This is a genomic window from Streptococcus sp. DD13, from assembly GCF_001578875.1.
Taxonomy (GTDB): domain Bacteria; phylum Bacillota; class Bacilli; order Lactobacillales; family Streptococcaceae; genus Streptococcus.
Genome location: NZ_KQ969507.1, coordinates 1 through 23867, shown reverse-complemented (window position 1 = coordinate 23867; position 23867 = coordinate 1). Strand labels below are relative to the sequence as shown.

General features: G+C 44.1%; 16 protein-coding genes, 6 tRNA genes, 1 other RNA gene and 1 pseudogene. 2 read left to right on the top strand and 22 right to left on the bottom strand.

Going from position 1 to position 23867, the window contains the following annotated elements:
* Nucleotides 1-23: 23 nt before the first annotated feature.
* Entirely contained in the window at nt 24-2264 is a 2241-nt protein-coding gene (gene pnp, locus STRDD13_RS06405) for a polyribonucleotide nucleotidyltransferase (protein ID WP_067103257.1), read from the bottom strand.
* Between the two features lie 1167 nt (nt 2265-3431).
* Between pnp and pepF the strand changes: the two genes are divergently transcribed.
* On the top strand, nt 3432-5228 hold the full coding sequence (gene pepF, locus STRDD13_RS06390) for an oligoendopeptidase F (RefSeq protein ID WP_067103255.1): 1797 nt from the start codon (nt 3432-3434) through the stop codon (nt 5226-5228).
* A gap of 305 nt (nt 5229-5533) precedes the next feature.
* Here the strand turns inward: pepF and ulaG are convergent, their stop codons facing one another.
* From ulaG to STRDD13_RS06335, 11 genes and pseudogenes are all read right to left on the bottom strand, one after another.
* Nucleotides 5534-6625, bottom strand: coding sequence for an L-ascorbate 6-phosphate lactonase (ulaG, locus tag STRDD13_RS06385; RefSeq protein WP_067103253.1), 1092 nt, complete (start codon nt 6623-6625; stop codon nt 5534-5536).
* Nucleotides 6626-6765: 140 nt separating this feature from the next.
* Nucleotides 6766-8415 (bottom strand): BglG family transcription antiterminator, encoded by a 1650-nt coding sequence (locus STRDD13_RS06380; protein WP_067103251.1) that lies wholly within the window; start codon nt 8413-8415, stop codon nt 6766-6768.
* A gap of 121 nt (nt 8416-8536) precedes the next feature.
* Nucleotides 8537-9252, bottom strand: a pseudogene (locus STRDD13_RS06375) (L-ribulose-5-phosphate 4-epimerase).
* A gap of 1 nt (nt 9253) precedes the next feature.
* The gene (locus tag STRDD13_RS06370; RefSeq protein WP_067103249.1) at nt 9254-10117 is read right to left on the bottom strand and encodes an L-ribulose-5-phosphate 3-epimerase; all 864 of its coding nucleotides are present in this window, start codon (nt 10115-10117) and stop codon (nt 9254-9256) included.
* A gap of 5 nt (nt 10118-10122) precedes the next feature.
* Nucleotides 10123-10788: a 3-keto-L-gulonate-6-phosphate decarboxylase UlaD gene (locus STRDD13_RS06365; protein ID WP_067103247.1), complete on the bottom strand. Its 666-nt coding sequence runs from the start codon at nt 10786-10788 to the stop codon at nt 10123-10125.
* 30 nt (nt 10789-10818) lie between these two features.
* Nucleotides 10819-11304, bottom strand: coding sequence for a PTS sugar transporter subunit IIA (locus STRDD13_RS06360; RefSeq protein WP_067103245.1), 486 nt, complete (start codon nt 11302-11304; stop codon nt 10819-10821).
* A 79-nt stretch (nt 11305-11383) separates the two neighbouring features.
* A complete protein-coding gene (locus STRDD13_RS06355; protein ID WP_067103243.1) occupies nt 11384-11662 on the bottom strand; it encodes a PTS sugar transporter subunit IIB in 279 nt (92 codons plus the stop codon).
* Between the two features lie 34 nt (nt 11663-11696).
* Nucleotides 11697-13136: a PTS sugar transporter subunit IIC gene (locus STRDD13_RS06350; RefSeq protein WP_067103241.1), complete on the bottom strand. Its 1440-nt coding sequence runs from the start codon at nt 13134-13136 to the stop codon at nt 11697-11699.
* 232 nt (nt 13137-13368) lie between these two features.
* Nucleotides 13369-14718: a glucose-6-phosphate isomerase gene (locus STRDD13_RS06345; protein ID WP_067103239.1), complete on the bottom strand. Its 1350-nt coding sequence runs from the start codon at nt 14716-14718 to the stop codon at nt 13369-13371.
* A 296-nt stretch (nt 14719-15014) separates the two neighbouring features.
* Nucleotides 15015-15111, bottom strand: an RNA gene (gene ffs / locus STRDD13_RS06340) — signal recognition particle sRNA small type.
* Between the two features lie 440 nt (nt 15112-15551).
* Nucleotides 15552-17915, bottom strand: a complete 2364-nt coding sequence (locus tag STRDD13_RS06335) for a transglycosylase domain-containing protein (RefSeq protein ID WP_443031071.1) — start codon at nt 17913-17915, stop codon at nt 15552-15554.
* A 229-nt stretch (nt 17916-18144) separates the two neighbouring features.
* On the opposite strand from STRDD13_RS06335, the gene tyrS reads away from it, so the two are divergent.
* A complete protein-coding gene (tyrS, locus tag STRDD13_RS06330) occupies nt 18145-19401 on the top strand; it encodes a tyrosine--tRNA ligase (protein WP_067103236.1) in 1257 nt (418 codons plus the stop codon).
* 432 nt (nt 19402-19833) lie between these two features.
* On the opposite strand, the gene STRDD13_RS06320 is transcribed toward tyrS, so the two are convergent.
* The 10 genes from STRDD13_RS06320 to STRDD13_RS06275 form a co-directional block, all read right to left on the bottom strand.
* Nucleotides 19834-21333, bottom strand: a complete 1500-nt coding sequence (locus STRDD13_RS06320) for a metal ABC transporter solute-binding protein, Zn/Mn family (protein ID WP_067103233.1) — start codon at nt 21331-21333, stop codon at nt 19834-19836.
* The gene (locus tag STRDD13_RS06315; protein WP_067103231.1) at nt 21330-22154 is read right to left on the bottom strand and encodes a metal ABC transporter permease; all 825 of its coding nucleotides are present in this window, start codon (nt 22152-22154) and stop codon (nt 21330-21332) included. Before STRDD13_RS06315 ends, STRDD13_RS06320 begins: the two co-directional genes overlap by 4 nt.
* The gene (locus tag STRDD13_RS06310; RefSeq protein ID WP_067103230.1) at nt 22147-22848 is read right to left on the bottom strand and encodes a metal ABC transporter ATP-binding protein; all 702 of its coding nucleotides are present in this window, start codon (nt 22846-22848) and stop codon (nt 22147-22149) included. The genes STRDD13_RS06315 and STRDD13_RS06310 overlap by 8 nt, the downstream gene beginning before the upstream one ends.
* Nucleotide 22849: 1 nt before the next feature.
* Nucleotides 22850-23290 carry a zinc-dependent MarR family transcriptional regulator gene (locus STRDD13_RS06305; protein WP_067103228.1) on the bottom strand — a complete coding sequence of 147 codons (441 nt, stop codon included), beginning with the start codon at nt 23288-23290 and terminating at the stop codon, nt 22850-22852.
* 72 nt (nt 23291-23362) lie between these two features.
* A tRNA-Leu gene (locus tag STRDD13_RS06300) sits at nt 23363-23446 on the bottom strand.
* A gap of 8 nt (nt 23447-23454) precedes the next feature.
* Nucleotides 23455-23526: transfer RNA gene (locus tag STRDD13_RS06295), tRNA-Gln, on the bottom strand.
* A 12-nt stretch (nt 23527-23538) separates the two neighbouring features.
* A tRNA-His gene (locus tag STRDD13_RS06290) sits at nt 23539-23611 on the bottom strand.
* Nucleotides 23612-23621: 10 nt separating this feature from the next.
* A tRNA-Trp gene (locus tag STRDD13_RS06285) sits at nt 23622-23692 on the bottom strand.
* Between the two features lie 7 nt (nt 23693-23699).
* Nucleotides 23700-23780: transfer RNA gene (locus STRDD13_RS06280), tRNA-Tyr, on the bottom strand.
* Between the two features lie 13 nt (nt 23781-23793).
* Nucleotides 23794-23866 (bottom strand) — tRNA-Phe (locus STRDD13_RS06275).
* Nucleotide 23867 lies beyond the last annotated feature (1 nt).

Here is a 23867-nt window from a genome sequence, read left to right as displayed (position 1 = left end):
TCACTCCGCAAAGGGAGCCTCTCCTATTTCGAATCTCGTTCTACCTTGTGAATTTTAAATTCGCCAAAGGATTTACTGTCTTTTCGATCATGTGATTTGTGATCATGGCGATGACGTGGACGCTCTTTCTGCTCGTGACGTTCTGGTGCTTGTTCGAAGACCCCTTCTGGTTTTGGTAGGAGAGCCTTCATAGAAGCATCTACGCGTCCCTTCTCATCAATCTTGATAATCTTCACGTCTACTTCATCACCGACTTCCACCAAGTCTTCCACTCGGTTGGTCCGTTGCCAAGCCATTTCTGAAATATGAACCAGGGCGTCTGTTTTTTCAAAGAGGTTGACAAAAGCTCCAAATTTTTCAATCCGAACGACCTTGGCCCGGTAGGTTTCGCCAACCTTGGCTTCCCGGACTAGGTTCGCGATGATCTCTTTCGCACGATTGATCGCCTCTTGATCGGATGAGAAGATCGACACCAAGCCATCTTCATCAATATCTATCTTGACACCTGTTTCTGCGATAATCTTGTCGATGGTTTCGCCACCTTTACCGATCACAACCTTAATCTTGTCCACATCGATGGTGATGGTATCGATTTTTGGTGCTGTTGGAGCCAATTCAGCACGCGGTGCTGCGATCGTACTCTCAATCAAGTCCAAGATTTCAAAACGGGCTTTCTTAGCTTGCGCTAGAGCTTCTTCCAGGATTTGAGGGGTAATTCCTTCAATCTTAATATCCATCTGAAGGGCTGTAATCCCCTCACGCGTTCCTGCCACCTTAAAGTCCATATCCCCGAAGTGATCTTCTAGACCTTGGATGTCCGTCAAGACAGTATAGTTGGTCCCATCCGAGATGAGTCCCATGGCAATTCCAGCTACCGGCGCCTTGATAGGTACACCACCCGCCATAAGGGCCAGGGTTCCAGCGCAGATAGAGGCTTGAGAAGAAGATCCGTTGGATTCCAAGACTTCTGCTACCAAGCGAATGGCATATGGAAACTCTTCTAACGATGGTAAGACTTGCTCTAAAGCCCGCTCACCAAGGGCCCCATGGCCAATCTCCCGGCGACCCGCAGCACCGTAACGGCCAGTCTCCCCTACAGAATATTGAGGGAAATTGTAGTGGTGCAAAAAGCGTTTCTTGTACTCGTCCTCTAAGCCGTCGATGATTTGCGTTTCGCCCATTGGTGCTAGCGTTAAGACAGAGAGAGCCTGGGTTTGCCCCCTCGTAAAGAGACCTGAACCATGGACTTGTGGGAGAAAATCAATCTCCGCATCCAGCGGACGAATCTCGTCTACGCGACGGCCGTCCGGACGGACCTTATCTTCGGTGATGAGGCGACGGACTTCTGCGTGCTCCATTTGCTCAAGGATTTCTGCGACATCTCGCATGATGGTCCCTAGATTTTCATCCTCAGCATAGCGTTCTTCATACGCCGCTTTGACTTGCTCTTTGACCGCTTCGGTCGCTGCTTCGCGGGCTTTTTTCTCTTCTACTTGGACGGCCTTTTGTAGATCTGCATTGTACTTCGCCACAATTTCCGCCTGCAACGTTGCATCCACTTGCAAGAGTTCGACCTCGGCCTTTTCCTTGCCGACGCTCGCTACGATTTCTTCTTGGAAAGCAATCAAGTCTTGAATCGCCTTGTGGCCGACCAAGAGTGCTTCTAACATGATGTCTTCAGAGAGTTCCTTGGCTCCGGATTCCACCATGTTGATCGCTTCCTTGGTTCCTGCGACGGTCAGCTCCAAAGCAGACACTTCTTTTTGTGCCTTATCAGGATTGATGACAAATTCACCATCTACATAGCCCACTTGCACTCCCGCGATAGGTCCATTAAAGGGGATATCTGAGATTGACAAGGCAAGTGAGGAGCCAAACATCGCTGCCATAGGAGCACTGGCATTCTCATCATAAGAGAGAACGGTGTTAATCACCTGCACTTCATTGCGGAAGCCCTCTGCAAACATCGGGCGGATTGGACGGTCAATGAGACGAGCCGTCAAGGTCGCATCCGTAGACGGACGGCCTTCCCGTTTCAACCAGCCTCCTGGGAACTTCCCAGCTGCATACATTTTTTCCTCATAATTGACCTGCAAAGGGAAGAAATCCCCTGTTGCCATCTTTTTGGACATGACTGCAGCCGTAAGGACGGTACTATCCCCATAACGAACTACCGTCGCACCATTTGCTTGCTTGGCCACCTGACCAGTTTCCACGATCAAGTCACGACCAGCAAATTTCATCTTAAAAACTTGTTTTGACATATCAAAACCCCTTTTTTTATTCATTATACGCCTTGCCTACAAAGATCAAGATACCAAGGCCACAAAAAGCAAAGTAAAAATAGGAAACTGACGAAGTCTTCGATGAAGACAAGACGGTTTATCTTTTTTACACAGCTTTTCGGCCGGGTTCAGTTACTCAAGATATTTTGGACGGTTCGGCTTGCCGAACATTTCTGTAGAAAAATAGAAAGGTGACGTTGCACTCGATGAGTGCAAGGAATCTTATCTTTTTTCCTAAGAAATGAGACCAAAATTCAGTTCATCAGGATACAAAGGGCGTGAAGAATCCCGTATGAAAATAGGAGATTGACGCAGTGTGCCACGCACACCAGGAAATCTATCTTTTTCACTAGGGATTTAGCCCGTGTTCAACTATCAAGATACCAAGGCCGCAAAAAGCAAAGTAAAAATAGGAAACTGACGAAGTCTTCGATGAAGACAAGACAGTTTATCTTTTTTACACAGCTTTTCGGCCGGGTTCAGTTACTCAAGATACCAAGCCGTTTAGCAACTCAAAGGAAAATAGGAAATCGAACGACGGAGCGAATGCTCCTAGGCAGATTTATCTTTTTCCACAGAGTTGTAGGCGTGTTCAATTACTCAAGATACCAAGGCCGCAAAAAGCAAAGTAAAAATAGGAAACTGACGAAGTCTTCGATGAAGACAAGACGGTTTATCTTTTTTACACAGCTTTTCGGCCGAGTTCAGTTACTCAAGATACCAAGCCGTTTAGCAACTCAAAGGAAAATAGGAAATCGAACGACGGAGCGAATGCTCCTAGGCAGATTTATCTTTTTCCACAGAGTTGTAGGCGTGTTCAGTTACTCAAGATACCAAGTCCGCAAAAAGCAAAGTAAAAATGATAAAATCCCTTTGAAATAAAGATTTCTTCAGCATTTTCCTACTTTGCACCACAGTTTACGGTTTTTGTATCATATTTTATATCCTCATCTTTGTATCCAAGCACGTATTCCCTTTATTTTACCATAAATCGCATAAAATGGCGGTACTTTCTTTTTAAGAATCCGAGACCTTTCGTTTCTCGTAAGGCTTTTTGGGTCCTCTAGGGTCCTCAGCAGAGCTAGACTTCCCTTTCTTGTTGAATTTTTGCTATACTATGGTCAGTAAATCAGTAAGGAGAACCCTATGGAACAAAAACATCGTTCGGAATTTCCAGAAAATGAACTCTGGGATTTAACCGCCCTTTACCAAGATCAAGAAGATTTTCTACGTGCCATTGAGAAAGCCCGAGAAGATGTTTCACAGTTTGTCTTAGATTACAAGGAAAACCTTAAAACCTTTGAAGACTTCGACCGAGCCTTGACCGAACTGGAACAGATTTACATCCAGTTGAGTCACATCGGAAACTACAGCTTCATGCCGCAAACAACGGACTATGGTGACGAAACCTTCGCAGAAATTGCCCAAGCCGGGACGGACTTTGAAACCTGGGCAAATGTGGAACTAGCCTTCTTTGACGATGCCTTAATCCATGCAGAAGATGCCGTCTTGGATCGTTTGGGTCAAATCACGGCCTACACTGGCCTGATCCGTCAAGTCAAGCTTAAAAAAGCCCATTCTCTGGATGCCGATGTCGAAAAAGCTCTTACCAACCTAAGAGAAGTCTTTTATGCCCCTCAAGATATCTATACTAAGATGCGAGCAGGCGACTTTGCCATGGAAGACTTCGAAGTAGAGGGGACGATTTACAAAAACAGTTTTGTCACCTACGAAAACTTCTATCAAAATCATGAGAACGCCGAAATCCGTGAAAAAGCTTTTCGCTCCTTCTCAAATGGCTTGCGCACCCACCAAAACACAGCTGCTGCTGCCTATCTTGCTCAAGTCAAATCTGAAAAACTGATTGCGGACATGAGAGGCTACGATAGTGTCTTTGACTACCTCCTTGCAGAACAAGAGGTCGACCGCTCTATGTTTGACCGTCAGATCGATCTCATCATGACAGAGTTTGCCCCCGTCGCACAGCGCTACCTCAAGCATGTTGCCAAGATCAATGGACTCGAAAAAATGACGTTTGCCGATTGGAAACTTGACTTAGATAGCGAACTCAATCCTGATGTGACCATCGACGGTGCCTATGACCTCGTGATGAAATCGCTAGCCCCTCTTGGGGAGGAGTACACCCGTGAAGTGGAACGGTACCAAGAGGAACGGTGGGTAGACTTTGCAGCTAATGCTGGTAAAGATTCCGGTGGATATGCAACAGACCCTTACCGCATTCACCCCTATGTCCTCATGAGCTGGACAGGGCGCATGAGCGATGTATACACACTCATCCACGAGATCGGCCATTCTGGTCAATTTATCTTCTCGGACAATCACCAAAGCTATTACAACGCCCATATGTCCACCTACTATGTCGAAGCTCCTTCTACTTTTAATGAGCTTTTGCTCAGTGATTACCTCGAACACCAGTTTGACAATCCGCGTCAAAAACGCTTTGCCCTCGCACACCGTCTCACAGACACCTACTTCCACAACTTTATCACCCACCTATTGGAAGCGGCCTTCCAGCGCAAGGTTTACACCCTTATCGAAGAAGGGGGAACCTTCGGAGCCAGCAAGCTCAATAGTCTGATGAAAGAGGTCTTAACAGAGTTCTGGGGAGATGCTGTCGAAATCGATGACGATGCGGCTCTGACCTGGATGCGTCAAAGTCACTACTATATGGGACTTTACAGCTATACCTACTCAGCTGGACTGGTCATCTCCACAGCAGGTTATCTCCACCTCAAAGAGGATGAAAACGGTGCAAACGATTGGTTAGAACTCCTCAAGTCAGGAGGAAGCCGAACACCTCTTGAATCTGCCCTCCTCATTGGAGCGGATATCTCAACAGACAAACCCCTCCGAGATACGATTCAATTCCTCTCGGATACTGTCGACCAAATCATCACATACAGTAAAGAGTTAGAAAAATAAGCCCTTGAGAAAGAGAGTGGGACAGAAATCGGTCATTCGGTAGAATGCGATTTCGTCGTCCCACCTCCACACAGTTGAGTCGAGCTGTAAAAGCTGATGAAATCAGCCTAGTAGAGCCCACTCAACCACTGCGTCTTACTCGACAATCCAAAAACAATGGAGAGGCTAGGACTTTTGTCCCAGCCTCTTTTTTGCTGGAGTGTATAGATACGTGCTTCCTTTTACAGTCTCTCCGGATGAAACGCATCTGCCTTTCCCTCCTATTATCAAAAAAGACTCGCAAAAGCGAGTCATGAAAGGATCTCTTATAGAAGAGCTTTAAACTGAATGTTGGAATCATGTTCAAAGCAGTCATCAAATCCACGTGGGTGATGGTATTCAATTCTATCCTTGTCTTGTGGATACGTGTACTTACCGCCCACTTCCCAGATAAATGGATGGAATTGATACTGTAACCGTTCTTTCCGCATCTTCCATAATTGGATGATTTCGTCTGTAGAAGCCATAAAGTTAGACCAGATATCATAGTGCACTGGGATAATGACTTTGGCGCGTAGATTTTCAGCCATCCGAAGCAAATCAATAGAGGTCATCTTGTCCTGAATACCGACTGGATTGTCCCCATAGTTGTTGATTGCAACATCGATATTGAAGTCTTTTCCGTGTTTCGCAAAGTAGTTAGAGAAGTGAGAGTCTGCCCCGTGGTAGATGGTTCCACCTGGTGTTTCAAAGACATAGTTGACAGCCTTGCGTGCCATTTCTTCGTCCGTGACAGCCAGCCCTTTCAAATTATCATTATTTTCTTTTGCACCTTCTACAGGAAGGGTTACAAGACAAGTCCGGTCAAAGGATTCCACAGCAGTGACCTTCATGTCCTTGAATTCAAAGCTTTCACCTGGTTTGATGACAACGATCCGCTCTTCAGGCACTCCCCATTTTTTCCAAATTTCACCGCATTCGTAAGGTCCAACGAATTTTACATGGTCTAATTTAGGGTTGTTCACGATCGCAGCAGCTGTGTTGATATCGATATGGTCACTATGGAAGTGAGATACCAAGTAATAGTCCAATTCATTGATCGCAAATGGATCAATGACCATTGGCTGAACACGCAAGTTTGGTTGTAATTTCCGAACACCCGCCATGTTCGCCATTTGGTGTCCCCATACCATGTCTTTCACTTTTTTAGTAGATTTTCCACGGTTAGACCAAAGGTCCATCACCACATTGGCACCACCAGGAGTCTTAATCCAGACACCACAGTTTCCTAGCCACCACATGGAGAAGTTGCCTTCTGGGACCACTTCTTCTTCGATTTCTTCATTGAGCCAAGTTCCCCATTCTGGGAATGTGCTCAAAATCCAAGATTCTCTTGTAATATCTTTTACGTTTGCCATTTTTTTCCTCCTAGAGATGTACATGAACTTTTTATAGTTTCATCATACCGGAAAAGCAGACGCAAAAAAAGACCAAATGAGGCACAGGTTAGTGTTCACATTTGGACCTATTCAAGATTTGATACGGTTTAGAACCGTCTCTAGCGCATCTCATTGGTCAGCAACTGTTGGATTTGACGAGACAGTTCTTTCCTTTCCTCCTCCCCAGTAACATAGGGCTTCAGCAATTGATCCAATTGATTGGACAAGGAGAGTTTCGTATCAAAGATAGCCTCTTGCTTCAGAGCGTGTGAGAGACGCAGGACGTCTTCCTTGCTTAAGATTGGCTGGACAACCACAGTCGGAATACTCGTTTCAACGACATCAGCCGTTTCCACCACCAGATCGACAGAAATAATATCCTGCACACTACGAAATTGCTCCGATGAAAAAACAGCTTCAATCTGGTGCAAGGGGAAGTACTGTTTCAACTGTTTCATCAGTAGTTGCTGCAAAGCAAGGCCATCATCACACACGATACAAATTTTTCGCGTCAAAATATCCATATGATTGTTCTGCGCGGCCCCACCCAAATGAGCTGTCAGATAGGCAATGTCATCATCATTGAGTTCGATATTCCAATTTTTCTCCAAAATACTCGCAGAAACTTTAGCGATTTGGAAGAGCTCGTGGTACTTTTCTTTCATCTGCTCTGTCAATGGATTTCGAAGAAAAATACCATACCGCTTGCGATAAACCAAGGCTTTGCAGTGGATCAACAAGCGATTTCGCAGAATCTCTCGTTCGGGAAAGACAAAGGTCGAATTGGCCTCAATCTGGTTCAAAAACTGATCCAACACAGCGGCCAAATATTGAAAATCATCACTTTCAATATGCTCATCCCCGTCCTTGCGATATGACAAGAGCAAAATCGTCAAAATAGCAATCTCAATAGAAGATAATTGAATGGAGAATTGCTCTTCTAGATTCTGGGCAATTTCTTGTGCGACAGAGTGTTCGATTCGTTCCTGAACAGGGGCTAGTTCTTGTTTAAATTGTTCCAATTCCACAGGGGTCAAGGAAATATTTTGATAAGCCATCATGAGATAAGGAAAAAGCTGAACCATGAGATCAATTTCGTTCAAATTCAGTCGTTTTCCCCATAAGTGACGAAGGTTTTTGAGGCAGGTAATAAAACTTTCTCGAAACTCCTGAGAAAAATAAATAGCCCCTCCAGGTAATGCACCTGCCATGCTTTCGACAATGGAGATAAAACTTTCATTTTCTTCCGTTAAAATCTGATGCATCAACGAGTGAACATACTGGATTTTTTCCATCGGATAGCTCTTTAAGAAATAGCCTTCCGATTTCGTTGCATAAAGTGTAATTCGATAGTGACTCGATTCTAATATGTGTCGAATTTCATTGAGATCATTCAAAACGGTATTTCGCGAGACGTCCGTCAAGGTCATCAACTTATCAATCGTAATGCGTTGAGGATCGATTGCGATACAAACTAGCATCAGCTCCATTCTTTCTTGCATACTCAAGATATACGAAAGGCTATCCATGCCTTTCATCATCTTTTCGCATGCCTCTCGCTGTTGTGGAGTCAGCAGGAGGCCAATCCGTGGTTTACTAACGATTGGTTCCGTATCAGCTGGCAGGGCTTCGTTTATTTTTTCGAGATGGTAGTAGACTTTACGACGTGATTGGTTCAGGGTTTTAGAGATGGCCATGATGGTTTCTGGTTGCTCTAATTGCAACAGATACTGCATCAACTCATAACTATCCTTATCTAAGAAAATCATAGTTTCTCCTGTTCATATGGCTACCTTTATTATATAACAAATACGAATATCTGACCACACAACAAAAAGCGGGACAAGCAATCCGGTACTCATCCCACTTTTAAAATGGCAAAATAAGTTTTTAATGTTGGTCCCCTTTTTGGCCATAATAGGCATTTGGTCCATGTTTCCGAAGATAGTGTTTATCCAGGATATATTGTGGAGCAGGCGTTACACGTGGATTGATTTGTTCCGTGAAACGATTCATTTTGGCCACTTCTTCAAGGACAACCGAGTGATAAACAGCTTGCGCTGGATCCTTGCCCCAGGTGAATGGACCATGATTACGGACGACAATTCCTGGTACGGCGACAGGGTCTAGGCCACGACGGGCAAACTCTTCGATAATGACTGTCCCTGTCTCTTTTTCATAAGCACTAGTGACTTCTTCCTCTGAAAGCGAGCGAGCACAAGGAACCGGTCCATAAAAGTAATCCGCATGCGTCGTTCCATAAAATGGAATGTCCCGCCCTGCTTGCGCCCAACCGACAGCTTCTGTCGAATGAGTGTGGACAATTCCTCCGATTTCAGGCCAAGCCTTATAGAGTTCTACGTGTGTTGGCAAGTCAGAAGAAGGATTGAGATCCCCTTCTAACACCTTTCCATCCAAGTCTGTTACGACCATATTTTCAGGAGTTAAGTCTTCATAAGGAACGCCTGAAGGTTTGATAACGATGACCCCCCTTCCCGGTCAATCTCAGAGACATTCCCCCAAGTAAATTTAACCAGACCATGTGCTGGCAATGATTGATTGGCGTCACATACCCGTTGACGCATTTCTGCTAATGATTTTCCCATTTTACTTCAATCCTGCTTTCTCAATTAATGGATACAAGAAGGCTTGTGCTTCTTGGATGGCTGCTTTGGTTTCTTCTACCGTCTCACAGTTTTCAGACCACATTTCAATTAAAAATGGTCCATTATAATTGGTTTCTTTCAGGACATCAAACACCTGTTCCCAATCCACACATCCTTGTCCAAAGGGTACATCTCGAAACTGTCCCTTAGAACTTTCCGTCACCGCATAGGTATCCTTCAGGTGAAGCGCCGCAATCGAACGATGCCCTAGGTAAAATTCACTCCAGAGGTCATTGTGCCAAGCAGAGACATTTCCTGTATCAGGATAGACAAAGAGATAAGGAGAGTCGATTTCCTTTTCGATGGCTAAATATTTCTCAATCGAATTGATAAAAGGGTCATCCATAATCTCGATAGAAAGGATGACTTGAGCCTCTTCAGCCCAATCACACGCCTTCCGGAGATTCTTAAGGAAACGTGCTCGCGTCTCTGGAGATTTTTCTTCATAGTAGACGTCATAGCCAGCCAGCTGGATGTTGCGAACTCCCAAATCTTGCGCTAACTCGATACACTCCTTCATCATCTCTAAAGACTGAGCCTCCGTAGCAGGATCATTCGATCCAAGTGGAAAACGACGGTGTCCTGAGAAGCAAATCGTCGGAATGCGTACACCTGTTTCATAGATCGCTTTGACTACATCTAGCCGCTCTTCCTTTGTCCATTTCAAACGAGCCAATCTAGCATCACTTTCATCCACAGACATTTCCACAAAATCAAAGCCTAGATCTTTAGCAAAGTTTAATCGTTCCAACCAAGTGAAGTGTTTGGGTGTTGCTTTTTCATAAATCCCGATTGGTCTAGCCATGTCCCTCACCCCCAAATGCGTCTAATTTCGTCTTTGAATTCACGCGCTGCAGCGGCAGGATCCGGTGCTTCTGTAATACCACGACCTGCGATAAAGGTAAAGACATCTACTCCTTCAAAGAGTTTCAAGGTGTCCACACTAAGCCCACCCGTAACAGATACGCGGAAGCCCATGTCGATTAATTTCTTAACCTTATTCAGGTCCTTTTCACCCCAAGTTTCACCCGCAAGGAGGGCGTCCCGTGATTGGTGGTAGATGGCTTGGGAAATACCCGCATCTAACCAAGTTTGGGCTTGTTCAAAGGTCCAATCTCCGTAAAGTTCGATTTGGATTTCTCCGCGTTCACCACGTTCTTCGGTGATGGCTTTGAGAGCTGCTTTCATCGTTGGAATGGTCGCACAGCAGATACAAGTCATCCAGTCTGCACCTCGTACGGCATTGTTTTTAGCTACAGTCCCCCCAGCATCGGCACATTTGGTGTCCGCAACGATGATTTTGTCTGGGAAAAGGCTACGTAATACTTCTACGAGTTCGCTTCCCACCTGCAATAAGCAGACCGTCCCTGCTTCGATGACGTCTACTTCGTGACCCACTGACACAGCAGCTTTGATCGCTCCTTGAAGATCTGAATGGTCCAGGGCAACTTGTAAGTTTGGTATCGTTTTTGTCATGCGTTTTTCCTTCTTTCCTTCGTAAAATGCTTATCCTTCTAAATCTAAACCTTCCAGATACGGGCTATCCTTTGATTCATCAACCATTGCAAGGACTTCTTCTGGCGACTGGCAGTCTACCAGACGTTGGATCGAATTTTCCAATTCAAACAGGGCAATGATTTGTGGAATCGCAACGGAAGTGTGGATTGCCGAGCTGGTTGCAGCCAATGTCAAGAGAACCGACACATCTGTTCCATCTGGAAACTGCACTGGTTCTTTTAACGTGATCAAAGCAAATGAATCCCGATGAACTCCTGCTTCTGGACGAGCATGGGGCATCGCCATACCTGGCATCAAGATATAATAAGGACCATGCTCTTCTGTCGAGGCGATAATGGCATCATAATATTCTGGACCAACGGCTCCAGATTCAATCAGTGGATCCACTGCCAATTGAACCGCTTCTTTCCAGTCTTTCGCTTCTAATCCTAAGCGAATCGAGTTGTTTTCTTTAAATGCTCTTGTTAAATTCATCTTTTGCGTCCTTTCTCCCAATCAGTATAAGCAGAGGCTGAGAAATTCTCATTTCCCAACCTCCTGAGATTGTTATCTTTTACAATACAGCTTGTAATTTTGTTTTGATTTCGTTATCATCCATTAGGTTATCGAGACCCACCAAATGTCCTTTTGTCCGTCCCTCTAATTCGCCAATCAAGTGATTTGATGCAACGACGATATCATAACCTGCTGCCAAACCTTTCGCTTCTCCAACAGAGCAAGAAGCAGATTCGACATTGGTCACTCCAAGCTGACGCAAGGCATTTTCCACTTTCATCTTGATCACCATAGATGATCCCATACCATTTCCACATGCTGTTAATACTTTAACCATTTTTTCTTTCCTCCATTTTACTCATTCGATATGCTTAATCTTCCAATTGAACTTCCCCACGATAGTAAGCTTCTTTGTCTTTTGCTTTCCAGTATTGAAGTTGAGGAATCAAGAGTAGGAAGAGAGCGATAAGAACATATCCTGCGATACCAAGATACTTGAAGATGTATCCAAATGGCAACCAAGGGAGTACCAAGTCGATATTTCCATGATATCCACCTGTCAATCCTAACAATCCTACTGCGAGTGCTCCAAGAGCTACCTGAAGGACACCGGAGATAAAGGATAGGATGACAGCTGCTTTCCACCCTCCGCGTTTATCTGCATAAACAGCGATGGCTGCATTGTCAAAGAATACTGGAACGAATCCGGTAATGATCAAGATTGGACTCTTGAAGATAACCAACAAGGCAATTGTGATCAACTGACCAATCAAACCAATTGAGAACCCGAATAGAACTGCGTTTGGTGATCCAAAGCCATAAGAAGCCGCTACGTCCACTGCTGGGAATGAACCAGGCAAGAGTTTACTTGAAATACCTTGGAAGGCGTTCGTCAATTCACCAACGAACATCCGTACCCCTTGCATCAACACAAAGAGATAAACTGAGAAGGTGAAGGCTGTTTGAATGATGTACATGAAGAAGGCTTGTTTAGCAGGATTGTAAGCTGCTGCACCGAAGTCTTTATTCGCCATCATATCTGGGCCGAGCAATAAGAGAATCGCACCAAAGAAGAAGAGCATCAATGTACCAGAAGCTACTACTGTATCATGGAAAATATTGAGGAACTTAGGCAATTTCAAATCATCCAAGTTGTCTTCTTTCTTTCCAAAGAATGGAGCTACTTTATCTACGAACCAAATCGCAAATTGCTGTTGGTGACCAATGGCAAATCCACCATTTTTCGTCAACCGTTGGGTTGGCTCAACCGTCATGTTGGAGCTGACTGCCCAGTAAAGTCCACAGATGATTCCGACAGCTAAAGCACCGTATCCATTCCGGAATTGAGGAATCAAGAGCAAAACAAATACAGAAATCGTTGCGGCTTGTTGCACCATGATGTGACCGGTGATGAACAAAGTCCGAACCTTCGTTACCTTCCGCAAGGCAACCAACAAAATGTTAATGAAGAATCCGATCAAGAGAGCTGTTGCCGCAACTTCAATGAACCCCATTTCCTCTAACTTGGCATTGGCTGCCCCAAGACCAAAGTAAGGGTCAATAACAGCTGCATTCAAATTGAACTTATCCCGAAGTGCTACTAAGATTGGGCGGAAGGTACTCACCAACCCACCAGCACCGACGTTCAAAATCATATAACCGACTGTTGCTTTGACAAACCCTGCAAAGATTTCATGCACTGGTTTTTTCAGTAGGGCATACCCGATAAGGACAATCAACCCAACGAAGAAGGCCGGCTGTTGCAAAATATTTAACGAGAAAAAGTTTAGGATATTTTGTAGAATTTCCATCTTTTCTCCTCCTTTGTTTTCTTTTCGTTATTATTATATGAGATTAAGCGCTTACATAAAAGACCAAGAAGTACACATCTATCTGTTCACGATTGGACTCTTTTGCTTCCCGTGAGATTCTTGACTCCCCATTCCTGCCTATTCCTGCCAAGACAAGGCTTCCTAGCAGTTTCAAAGGCAACCAAAAAGAGCCTGGGCCATTGCTCAAGCTCTTGTTATTTCCTTATTTCTCTTAGAGACGTGCATTTAACTCTGCTGCCAAGTCTTCAAAACCTGGTTTTCCTAAAAGAGCAAACATATTTTTCTTATAGGCTTCCACACCTGGTTGGTCAAATGGATTGATCCCGTTGAGGTAACCAGATAAGGCAATTGCTAATTCGAAGAAGTAGATCACATAGCCAAGAGTGTACTCATCTTGTTCTGGCAAGGTCACGAACATATTTGGCACTCCACCATCTGTATGAGCTAGGAGGACACCGTCTGTTGCTTTTTTATTGACAAAGTCCACATCTTTTCCTTCTAAGTAGCCAAGACCATCCATATCTTCAGCCATTTCAGGAATCAAGATATTTTTAACTGGTTTTTCCACACGAAGGACGGTTTCAAATAAATCTCTTCGACCTTCTTGAATAATTTGACCGATGGAGTGGAGGTCTGTTGAAAAGTTTGCAGATGTTGGATAGATTCCTTTATTATCTTTTCCTTCAGACTCTCCTGCTAACTGTTTCCACCATTCTGCAAAATATTGGAGAGATGGTTCATAGTTGGCCAGGATTTCAGTCGTGTACCCTTTTCTATAGAGGATATTGCGGACAACTGCATATTGATAAGACTCATTTGTTTTTAAATCCGCCGTAGCATAAGCTTCACGCGCTGCAGCCGCTCCTGCCATCAATTGATCCACATCTGCCCCTGAAGCCGCGATTGGAAGGAGTCCAACTGCTGTCAAGACAGTGAATCGGCCTCCGACACTATCTGGTACCACGAAGGTTTCCCAACCATTGGCATCCGCTTCGACTTTTACCGCCCCTCGAACCTTATCTGTTGTGGCATAAATCCGCTTGTTCGCTTCTTCTTGACCGTATTTTTTCACTAACAATTCTTTGAAAACACGGAAAGCGATAGCCGGTTCAGTGGTAGTCCCTGATTTTGAAATAACATTGACAGAAAAATCTTTATCCGCTACATAATCCACCAAGTCTGCCAAGTAAGAAGAAGAGATCGAATTCCCAGCGTATAAGATTTGTGGTGCTTTGCGCTCTTCTTTGGTCTTTAGATTCACAAAGGATGAGTTCAAGAAATCAATGGCTGCCTTCGCACCAAGGTAGGAGCCTCCAATCCCAATGACTACCAATACCTCACTGTCAGCTTTAATTTTAGCCGCCGCTTGTTTAATACGAGTAAATTCTTCTTTATCGTAGTCTTTCGGAAGATTCAACCAGCCCCGCATCTCAGCGCCAGCACCTGTCCCATTCCGAAGGTCACTATCAACTGCTGTTACTTGACTTTGAAGATAGTCCAATTCATGCGGTTGAAGATAGTCCCCTAAAAGTTTTGAGTAATCAAATTTAATATGTGCCATGGTGTTCCTCCAATTTTTTATACTTCTCTATCATACCGTTTTGTGAGTTTTTTTTCAAGAATTTATAGCCAATAGACCAACTTTTTCAATCGGCTTGAAATCGCTCTCTTCCCTACTGTAAAGCAACTTCTGCCGATTCTTCCTCCGTAAGATGGACCAGATTCACCGTGTTTTTCGATAAACAATCCTTCTACCCTACAACTGACCTTGTCTACCTGTCAAGGAATAAATCTCTGTTCTGCACCGATTCATAATGGACTAAAAAGCCCTTCGAAACTTTGATTTCAAAGGGGTTTTTAACGACATAAAAAGAGCACACACCTGACTTCGCTTAGGGCTGCTGGATTCCTCCCCTGACCCGCTTCACGCACAGATGTTGCTCCATTACTTATTATACCATAAATCCTCCCTTTGACAAGTTAGAGCTTCAAGAAAGACCGATGAATCGTCCAAGTAAAAAGACGCTCTTCGTTACATAACGAAAAGCGATTTTATTTAGGGCCATCGGGGTATTCAATCTTTTTTAATCGTTATAATGACTGTAAAAATCACAGCATTCAATCGTATGGTTAATCCCAATGACAACCTCCCTTCATGCGGAGATAAGAGAGCTACTATACCACTGCGTCTTGCTCGACAATTCAAAAACAAACAAGAGGCTAGGACTTTTGTCCTAGCCTCTTATAATTTTTGAGATAAGAGAAAACCTGGAACCTTGTGGATGATACTAGACATACGTCGTTCCCTCAGAAGAGTTTTCCCAAAACTCCTTTTTGTTGGTTCACCTAGCAGGACCGCCTCCTCCAAATCTAGGTAATTCGAGAAGACTCCATTTAATCCCGTCGTCTAGTGGAACTGCTACTAAACGAGCTACTGGACGAAGATGAATTCGATCGATTCGAATTGTTGTTATTGTTACTATTGCTAGTGGAATTGTTGTTGAGACTCGCCCAAGCTTGCGCTTTATCGCTACTAGTTCCACCAATCATAAAGTCATATCGAGCCGCAGGCGCTCCCCCTTTCGCCCAGTAACTTTGAGTCGTTGGACCCGTCATATTATAGGTCCGACCATTGTATTGATAGTTACCTGGACGAAGACCCGTGGCAGCCACCACCGTAGAGGTTACTACGCTTGAATCCATCTGGAAGGAACCATCTGTAAAGAGCTGAGGGTTGACTTTAGAGATCTCATTTACCAGGTTGGCCACATACTGACTATTATTGTTATAGCCACTCATATCAGACATCCCTGTATTATCATCGTGCCCAGACCAGGTTCCCAAGGTCACATTTGGACTCGCAATCATCAGCCAGACGTCCGCAAAGTTATTACTAGTCCCGGTCTTTCCAATGATATTGTTGGAGTTGGCCAACGTCGGATTAAGACCTTGCATCCGTCTTTGGAAGGTAGTCGTCACATTGGAAGTTAAAACCTCTCTCAGCATGCGGTTCATAATACTCGAAGTCGCTGCCGAATAGACTTGGACCGGTTTTGCTTCATGCTGGTAGATAACTGTTCCATCCGCCGCTGTGATCGATTCTACAATGTACTTTTCATTATACACTCCGCCATTGACCAAGGTTTGGTAGGCGTTCGTATTTTCAGCTACTGTCACATCGATTCCCCCACCTAAAGGCAAAGATTCGATATTGTACACGTCTGGGAGCGGATAGTTCATTTTATCCATGTAGTCCTTAACATCCACACCGGCATTTTGAATCGCTTTATAAGTCCAAAAGGCTGGGATGTTAGCAGAATAGTTTAGAGCCCGTTGTAAACTGATGAGCCCCATCCCCCTGTCTGCTCCGTGCATGATTTGAGTCCCGTCTGCATAAGTCGTAGGATAATCTGACACCATAGAAGCAGACCCCATCAAGCCTTGATCAATGGCGATTCCATAGACGAGATACGGTTTAACAGTGGATCCGGGATTTCGTCGGCTTACCAAGGCATGATTGTTCTGGTTGGTTTGGTAGTTCCGCCCCCCAATAAAACCTAAAATAGCCCCTGTTTTGTTATCCATGAGGACGCTTCCGGTCTCTACTTCTCCAGAAGAGTCGTTCAAGGCTGATCCGTAGGTTGCTACAGCCTGTTGCATCGCTGCATAGATGCTCTTGTTCACTGTACTCTTGACAGTATAGCCTCCTTGACTGAGCTCTTGTTTGGCTAAATCCCGGTAGGATTGCACCGTTGCATCGTTTTTCAGATCGGCTGCTGATACATTGTCTCGTTTCAGCAGGTATTCATACATCTTTTCTTCCGCTTCATTGACAACCGCATAGTAAAGGTAATCTTTGCTGTCCGTATCTACCTTTCCAGAAGGTTTAAATTCTTTATAGATGTCATAGTCGCTATATTCCTTATATTGCTCCTCTGTTAGGTAGCCTTCCCGACGCATATTGTAAATGACATTTTTGTAGCGTAAAAGCCCTAAATTTTCCATCTCTTCTCGAGACTTTAGTCGACCCGTCCCATCATAAGGAGAGTAGACAACCGGGCTCTGAGGAAGACCAGCGATAAATGCTGCTTGAGGAATGGATAAATCCTTAGCCGACACTCCAAAAATCCCTTGGGCAGCTTCTTCCACCCCAGCAATGTTTTGGCCATTATTATTAAAACCAAATTGGGTAACATTCAAATAAGCCGTGAGAATCTCTTCTTTGCTCATTTTTCGTTCCAATTCCATCGCCGCCACAATTTCATTAAATTTCCGCTTTAGAGTGGGAGCATCCCCAACATACTGCTGTTTTACTAACTGCTGGGTAATCGTTGAGCCTCCGCTACTTGAGCCAGCCCCAGCCGTTCCCGCAGCCGCTCGGATCACTGCTTTTGGAACCACTCCATTATGGCTATAGAAGCTCGCATCCTCCGTTGCAATAAGAGCCTGTTTGACATAGTCCGAAATAGCATCCCCACTAACAGGCCTCCTCAAAAGATCGGAAGATACTTCAGAAATCAGACTATTGTCTGAATAGGTCACTTTCGAAATGGTTGAAACAGTGGTCACCTTGCTCACCAATTGCGCACTATCGGGCTTTGTCACTTGATCAAATTGACTTCCGACATACCCCAAGCCCAATCCTATCCCGAAGACAACTGCTGCTACAATGACAATCGAGACAAAATTCGCAACTAATTTCAGCGTCCGCAATACAACCAAAGCAAGCTCTTTGGGGGTCAAGTGCTCTTTCCTCATTTTCTTAGAGGTAGACCCCTTTTTCCGTATTTTTTCTAACATTCAAAACACCTCATCTTCTTATTTTACCATAATTCAATTTGGTTTGAAAAAAGAAACTATTCCGTGTATAATAAGGAAGATACATTTTTTACAAATGCCGTCAACATTTTCTGGTTTCTGTCTCCCCTTTGGTGGATAGATCCTTTATTAATCTAGTCGGCAACCATTCGAATACCTGGAGATCCTTATGAACATTTTTGAAGAACTAAAAGCTCGTGGGCTGGTCTTTCAAACCACCGACGAAGAAGCCTTGGTTAAAGCACTTACTGAAGGGCAAGTTTCCTACTACACTGGCTACGACCCAACCGCAGATTCCCTCCATCTAGGACATCTGGTAGCTATCTTGACGAGTCGCCGCCTACAGTTAGCCGGTCACAAACCCTATGCACTGGTAGGTGGTGCAACCGGCCTCATCGGAGATCCATCCTTTAAGGATGCCGAGCGAAGCCTCCAAACCAAGGATACCGTTGATGGCTGGGTAGCTAAAATCCAAGGCCAACTCTCCCGGTTCCTTGATTTTGACAAGGGACCTAACAAGGCCGAGATGGTCAACAACTACGACTGGTTTAGCTCGATTAGCTTCATTGATTTTTTACGTGATGTCGGCAAATACTATACCGTCAACTATATGATGAGCAAGGACTCCGTGAAAAAACGGATCGAGACTGGTATCTCCTATACCGAGTTTGCTTATCAAATCATGCAGGGATATGACTTCTATGAGCTAAATGACAAGCACAATGTAACCCTACAAATCGGTGGTTCGGACCAATGGGGAAACATGACCGCTGGGACTGAATTACTCCGCAGAAAAGCTGATAAGACAGGACATGTGATGACCGTTCCCCTCATCACAGATTCAACCGGAAAAAAATTCGGAAAATCCGAAGGAAATGCGGTTTGGCTAGATGCCAGCAAGACATCCCCTTACGAAATGTACCAATTCTGGCTCAATGTCATGGACGATGATGCAGTCCGTTTCCTCAAGATATTCACTTTCTTATCTCTCGACGAAATTGCAGAGATTGAAAGCCAGTTCGATGTCGCGCGCCATGAACGTCTAGCGCAAAAAATCCTGGCAAAAGAGGTCGTGACACTGGTTCACGGAGAAGAGGCTTACCAGCAAGCCCTCAACATCACGGAACAACTCTTTGCCGGAAACATCAAAGCCTTGTCCGCACATGACCTCAAGCAGGCCCTTAATGGAGTTCCGACCTATGCTGTCCAAACAGATGACCCCCTCACTATTGTGGACATTTTGGTCACCGCTGGCGTCTCTCCATCTAAACGCCAAGCTCGGGAAGATGTTCAAAACGGGGCCATCTATCTCAACGGCGAGCGGATACAAGATTTGAACTACACCTTATCAGAGACCGACCAGATTGACGGCGAATTAACCGTCATCCGTCGTGGGAAGAAAAAATATTCTATCCTCACCTACTAACACTAAAGCTCCACGGAGCTTTTTTATTTGTTCCATTATATTTTCTTGCATGAATCGGTCAGACTAGAATTGCTAATTACTCCCGGGAGGGATAAATAGAAAAGACAGAATGTCCTGGACCGTTGCTTTTGTGATCAAACTAAACCACCTTACGAAGCAATCTCGGACTCAAACCAACCTGATTCTAAGACATTTTTGGACTAAAAGAAACGGATCTAAAAATTTTAAAAATAGAAGAACAAAACCAAAAATAGAGTGGGACAGAAATCGGTCATTCCTTAGAATTCGATTTCGTCGTCCCACCTCCGCACAGTTGAGTAGGACTGTAAAAGCTGATGAAATCAGCCTAGTAGAGTCCACTCAACCACTCGTCTTGCTCGACAATCCAAAAACAATTGAGAGGCTAGGACTTTTGTCCCAGCCTCCTATTCATTAGTGAGCCATCATCTCTTGAGCAATTTCAAATCCAGTCATCCCACTTGGATAGTAGGTTGGCCAATTCTCTAATTGCTGGTATAGAGCGTCTTGACTTTCCCCTCCCATAAATATGTGAAAATGAGCGGCTTTGGATGGTGCGATTTGATGATCGCTAAATTGAATATATTTGTATTCTCCAGCATCCGCCTCCGTCGCTTCAAATAAGTAGCGAACGCCACGGTTGCCTTTCTTATAGGTCAACGTATGTTTCCCTGCATATTTATAGTGATAAGTTTTTTTCTCCCCGTTGACTATAAAGGTCATGGCATCCCCTTTTATATCAATTTCAGAGATAGCTGTTTGGTACCCTTTTTGATAGTATGCTTTGTACTCCGCTGCGGTCTTATCTTTCTTTAATTTTGCTTTATAATCAAACACCTGATCTAAAGTTCCATTTTCAAGCAAAGGATAGACAGACTGCCATTTTCCTTCGTAATCGCTCAAGCTCCGATCTTTGACATCTTCATCTTTGAAATAACCATTCGCAACTGTCTGAGTATTTTCTTCCACTTCTTGCTTGACATCCCCACCAGCTTGACTCGTCGTCTTTTCTAAAGCCACTAGATTGGATTTCATAATGGAGAGATAATCTTCACCCGCCTTAGTTTGTTCTTCCGTTAGACTCTCAATCGGATTCAAAACATCCAACGTCACCCCTGTCTCTTTAGACAAGGTAGAAGCAACAGCAGGAGACGCATTCTCCTCAAAATAAATATATTTAATCTGGTTATCCTTAATATACTTTGTCAGCTCAGCCAATCGGGAAGCAGAAGGCTCTTTATCCGGAGACAAACCGGAAATTGAGATTTGATTCAGTCCATAATCCAAGGCTAGATAACGAAAAGCTGCATGTTGCGTGATAAAATTCTTTTGTTTTGCATTGGCAAATGCATTCTGATAACTTTTATCCAGCTCATCCAATTTAGCCATATAATCCGATGCCTGCTTTTCAAATTTTTCCTTCTTATCTGGATATTGAGCTACCAAAGAATCCCGGATATTCGCTAGCATGACCTTGGCCCTTTGGGGAGACAACCACACATGGGGATCATAGGCATGATGATGATCTTCTCCCCCCTCATGATCATGGTCTTCTTCCTCACTACCAGGTAGCAAGACCATATTTTCAGTCGCCTTCACTACATGGACCTTATTCGTATTCACATTCTTAAGCGTATTGGGAACCCAAGTTTCCATATTTTCATTCTCGTAGACAAAGACATCCGCATCTTGGATATTCGCGACAGCTTTAGCGGATGGCTCATAATCATGAACTTCTGTCCCAGCAGCCACTAAGAGTTGCACATCTGCTTCATCTCCAACAATCTGCTTTGTAAACTCGTATACTGGATAAAATGTTGTCACAATTTGTAACTTATCTCCATTTTGCTGACTCTTGCAAGCAACCAGTAGACTTGAAAACAAGGCCAGACACAGGACAACTAACTTTTTCATTGACTCCTCCTATTTGTAAAATGATTTAAAACATTGACACTCAAAAAGATTGCTATAAAAATCAAGGTGATACTAGCACTAGCCGGCGTTTCTGCATAAAAAGATAAAAACAGTCCGAAAAACATCCCGATAAACCCTAGACACACCCCGAATAACAATACTGTCTTGAAACTCTTCCCTAGACGCAATGCGATAGCAGCTGGCAAAACCATAATTGTAGAGACCAACAAGGCCCCTGCTGCGGGAATCATCAAGGCAATAGCAACCCCGGTCACAACATTGAAAAGAATCGACATCAAGCGAACGGGTAAGCCGTCCACCAAAGCTGTATCCTCATCAAATGTCAAAATATACATCGGGCGTATAAAGAAAATAGCTAGAATAAGCACGATAGCCGCAATGGCAAACAACCAATAAACCTGCTCTTGACTAATCGTCACAATACTTCCAAATAAGTATTGGTCCAAGGATAGATTTGACTTCCCTCCAGCTTGATTCATGACAACTAAGGAAACAGCCAATCCTGTTGACATTAAAATAGCTGTTCCAATTTCCATGAAATCCTTATAGATTGTTCTAAGATATTCTAAAAAAACAGCTGCAATCATCACAATAAGAATGGTTGATAAGCTTGTATTCCAACCTAGAACAATCCCGAATGCCACACCTGCCAAGGAAACATGACTCAGCGTATCACTCATCAAACTTTGACGCCGCAAGATCAGAAAGACTCCTAGTATGGGAGAAAATAAGCTCATTGCTGCAATCGCTAAGAAAGCCCGTTGCATAAATTCATAATTAAAAATGGAAAAATCAATCATTCGCTTCTTCCTCCCCGTCATGAACATTGAAACACCGCCAAGGAGAAGTTTGATCTCTCACCAAATAAACGTTTCTATTTGCAAACTCCTTCACTTCATCCGGATCATGGGTTATCATTAGCACCGATTTCTGATGGTGTTGCACATTATGGTTCATGAGCTTATAAAACTCCTCTTTGGTTCCCCGGTCCATACCCGTCGTTGGTTCATCGAGAACAAATATATCTGGATCAGAGGCAAACATCCGTGCAATGACCGCACGTTGCTTTTGTCCGCCACTCAAAGAGCCTAAGCGGCTATTCCGCTGCTCCCATAAGCCGACAGATTCTAGACTCTTTTGAATATGCTCCTCATCATGCTTTGTAATCCGTCGAAACCACCCTTTTCTTGGATAGCGACCCGATTTAACAAACTCATAAACCGTACTTGGAAAGCCTGTGTTAAAGGCTGCAATTTGTTGAGGTAGGTAGGCAATCCGGAGCTTCTTTCCTCTCACAGATTGATCAGCAATCTCAACACTTCCACTTAGTGGTTTCAAAATCCCTAAGGTTACCTTTATCAATGTCGATTTAGCAGCCCCATTTTCTCCCGTCAAGGTAACAAATTCTCCGCTATCCAAAAAATAATGAATATGTTCCAAGACTGGTTCATTATTGTATTGAAAAGAAACATCAGAAACAGTGATATACCTCATCTTATCGGACGACCCCCTCTAACTTATTTAAAAACCGCTCAATCACAAGCTGCTCCGATTCTGGGAAACTATCCAGTATCTCTTGATAACACTGCAGAGTTTTTTCATGGTGATGAGCATGTTCCGCAGCTATTTCTTTCGAAGTAGAGGTAAGCCGATAGTGAATCATTCGCCCATCCCGCTCATCTCGGTAAGATTCAAGTAAATTCTGATTCAATAAGCCCTTAATCGCCTTCGTAACAGCAGCCTGACTAATTCCAAGAACTTTAGCTATTTCAGAATTCGTATAATGATATCGCTCAATCAACATTAAAATGTGTTCTTGTGTATTCGTTAATTGAAAGCCACTTTCGCAATCCCCAATTAAAAATTCTAACTGGTTTTCAGAACTTAAAATCAATCTCTGAAACAACTCGTCTAACTTTTGAGTAAGCTTTTCCATTTCACCCTCATTTCATTAACTAGTTAACTATTCATCAAAAGAAAATCAAGGAGAACCCTTGATTTTTATCTATACCGGCGGCCGGGGTCGAACCGGCACGTCCTTGCGGACACTGGATTTTGAGTCCAGCGCGTCTGCCAATTCCGCCACGCCGGCAAAGATAACTGGGGTAGCTGGATTCGAACCAACGCATGAGGGAGTCAAAGTCCCTTGCCTTACCGCTTGGCTATACCCCAATATTAATAATAGGCGAGTGATGGGGATCGAACCCACGCATGCCAGAGCCACAATCTGGTGTGTTAACCACTTCACCACACCCGCCACATTATAACACGGGCAGTAGGAATTGAACCCACACTGAAGGTTTTGGAGACCTTAGTTCTACCTTTAAACTATGCCCGTAAAGGTATGGAAGGGGAGGGATTCGAACCCCCGAACCCGAAGGAGCGGATTTACAGTCCGCCGCGTTTAGCCTCTTCGCTACCCTTCCAATTTCAAATTAATGGCGCGAGACGGAATCGAACCGCCGACACATGGAGCTTCAATCCATTGCTCTACCAACTGAGCTACCGAGCCT

Coding starts and splice junctions, on each gene's coding strand:
- STRDD13_RS06380 (WP_067103251.1), bottom strand. CDS start 8,415: ATGATTTTCTTAGATAAGGATAGTTATGAGTTGATGCAGTATCTGTTG.
- STRDD13_RS06305 (WP_067103228.1), bottom strand. CDS start 23,290: ATGGAAAAGCTTACTCAAAAGTTAGACGAGTTGTTTCAGAGATTGATT.
- STRDD13_RS06355 (WP_067103243.1), bottom strand. CDS start 11,662: ATGGTTAAAGTATTAACAGCATGTGGAAATGGTATGGGATCATCTATG.
- STRDD13_RS06335 (WP_443031071.1), bottom strand. CDS start 17,915: ATGAGGAAAGAGCACTTGACCCCCAAAGAGCTTGCTTTGGTTGTATTG.
- pepF (WP_067103255.1), top strand. CDS start 3,432: ATGGAACAAAAACATCGTTCGGAATTTCCAGAAAATGAACTCTGGGAT.
- STRDD13_RS06365 (WP_067103247.1), bottom strand. CDS start 10,788: ATGACAAAAACGATACCAAACTTACAAGTTGCCCTGGACCATTCAGAT.
- STRDD13_RS06370 (WP_067103249.1), bottom strand. CDS start 10,117: ATGGCTAGACCAATCGGGATTTATGAAAAAGCAACACCCAAACACTTC.
- pnp (WP_067103257.1), bottom strand. CDS start 2,264: ATGTCAAAACAAGTTTTTAAGATGAAATTTGCTGGTCGTGACTTGATC.
- tyrS (WP_067103236.1), top strand. CDS start 18,145: ATGAACATTTTTGAAGAACTAAAAGCTCGTGGGCTGGTCTTTCAAACC.
- STRDD13_RS06320 (WP_067103233.1), bottom strand. CDS start 21,333: ATGAAAAAGTTAGTTGTCCTGTGTCTGGCCTTGTTTTCAAGTCTACTG.
- STRDD13_RS06350 (WP_067103241.1), bottom strand. CDS start 13,136: ATGGAAATTCTACAAAATATCCTAAACTTTTTCTCGTTAAATATTTTG.
- STRDD13_RS06360 (WP_067103245.1), bottom strand. CDS start 11,304: ATGAATTTAACAAGAGCATTTAAAGAAAACAACTCGATTCGCTTAGGA.
- STRDD13_RS06345 (WP_067103239.1), bottom strand. CDS start 14,718: ATGGCACATATTAAATTTGATTACTCAAAACTTTTAGGGGACTATCTT.
- STRDD13_RS06315 (WP_067103231.1), bottom strand. CDS start 22,154: ATGATTGATTTTTCCATTTTTAATTATGAATTTATGCAACGGGCTTTC.
- STRDD13_RS06310 (WP_067103230.1), bottom strand. CDS start 22,848: ATGAGGTATATCACTGTTTCTGATGTTTCTTTTCAATACAATAATGAA.
- ulaG (WP_067103253.1), bottom strand. CDS start 6,625: ATGGCAAACGTAAAAGATATTACAAGAGAATCTTGGATTTTGAGCACA.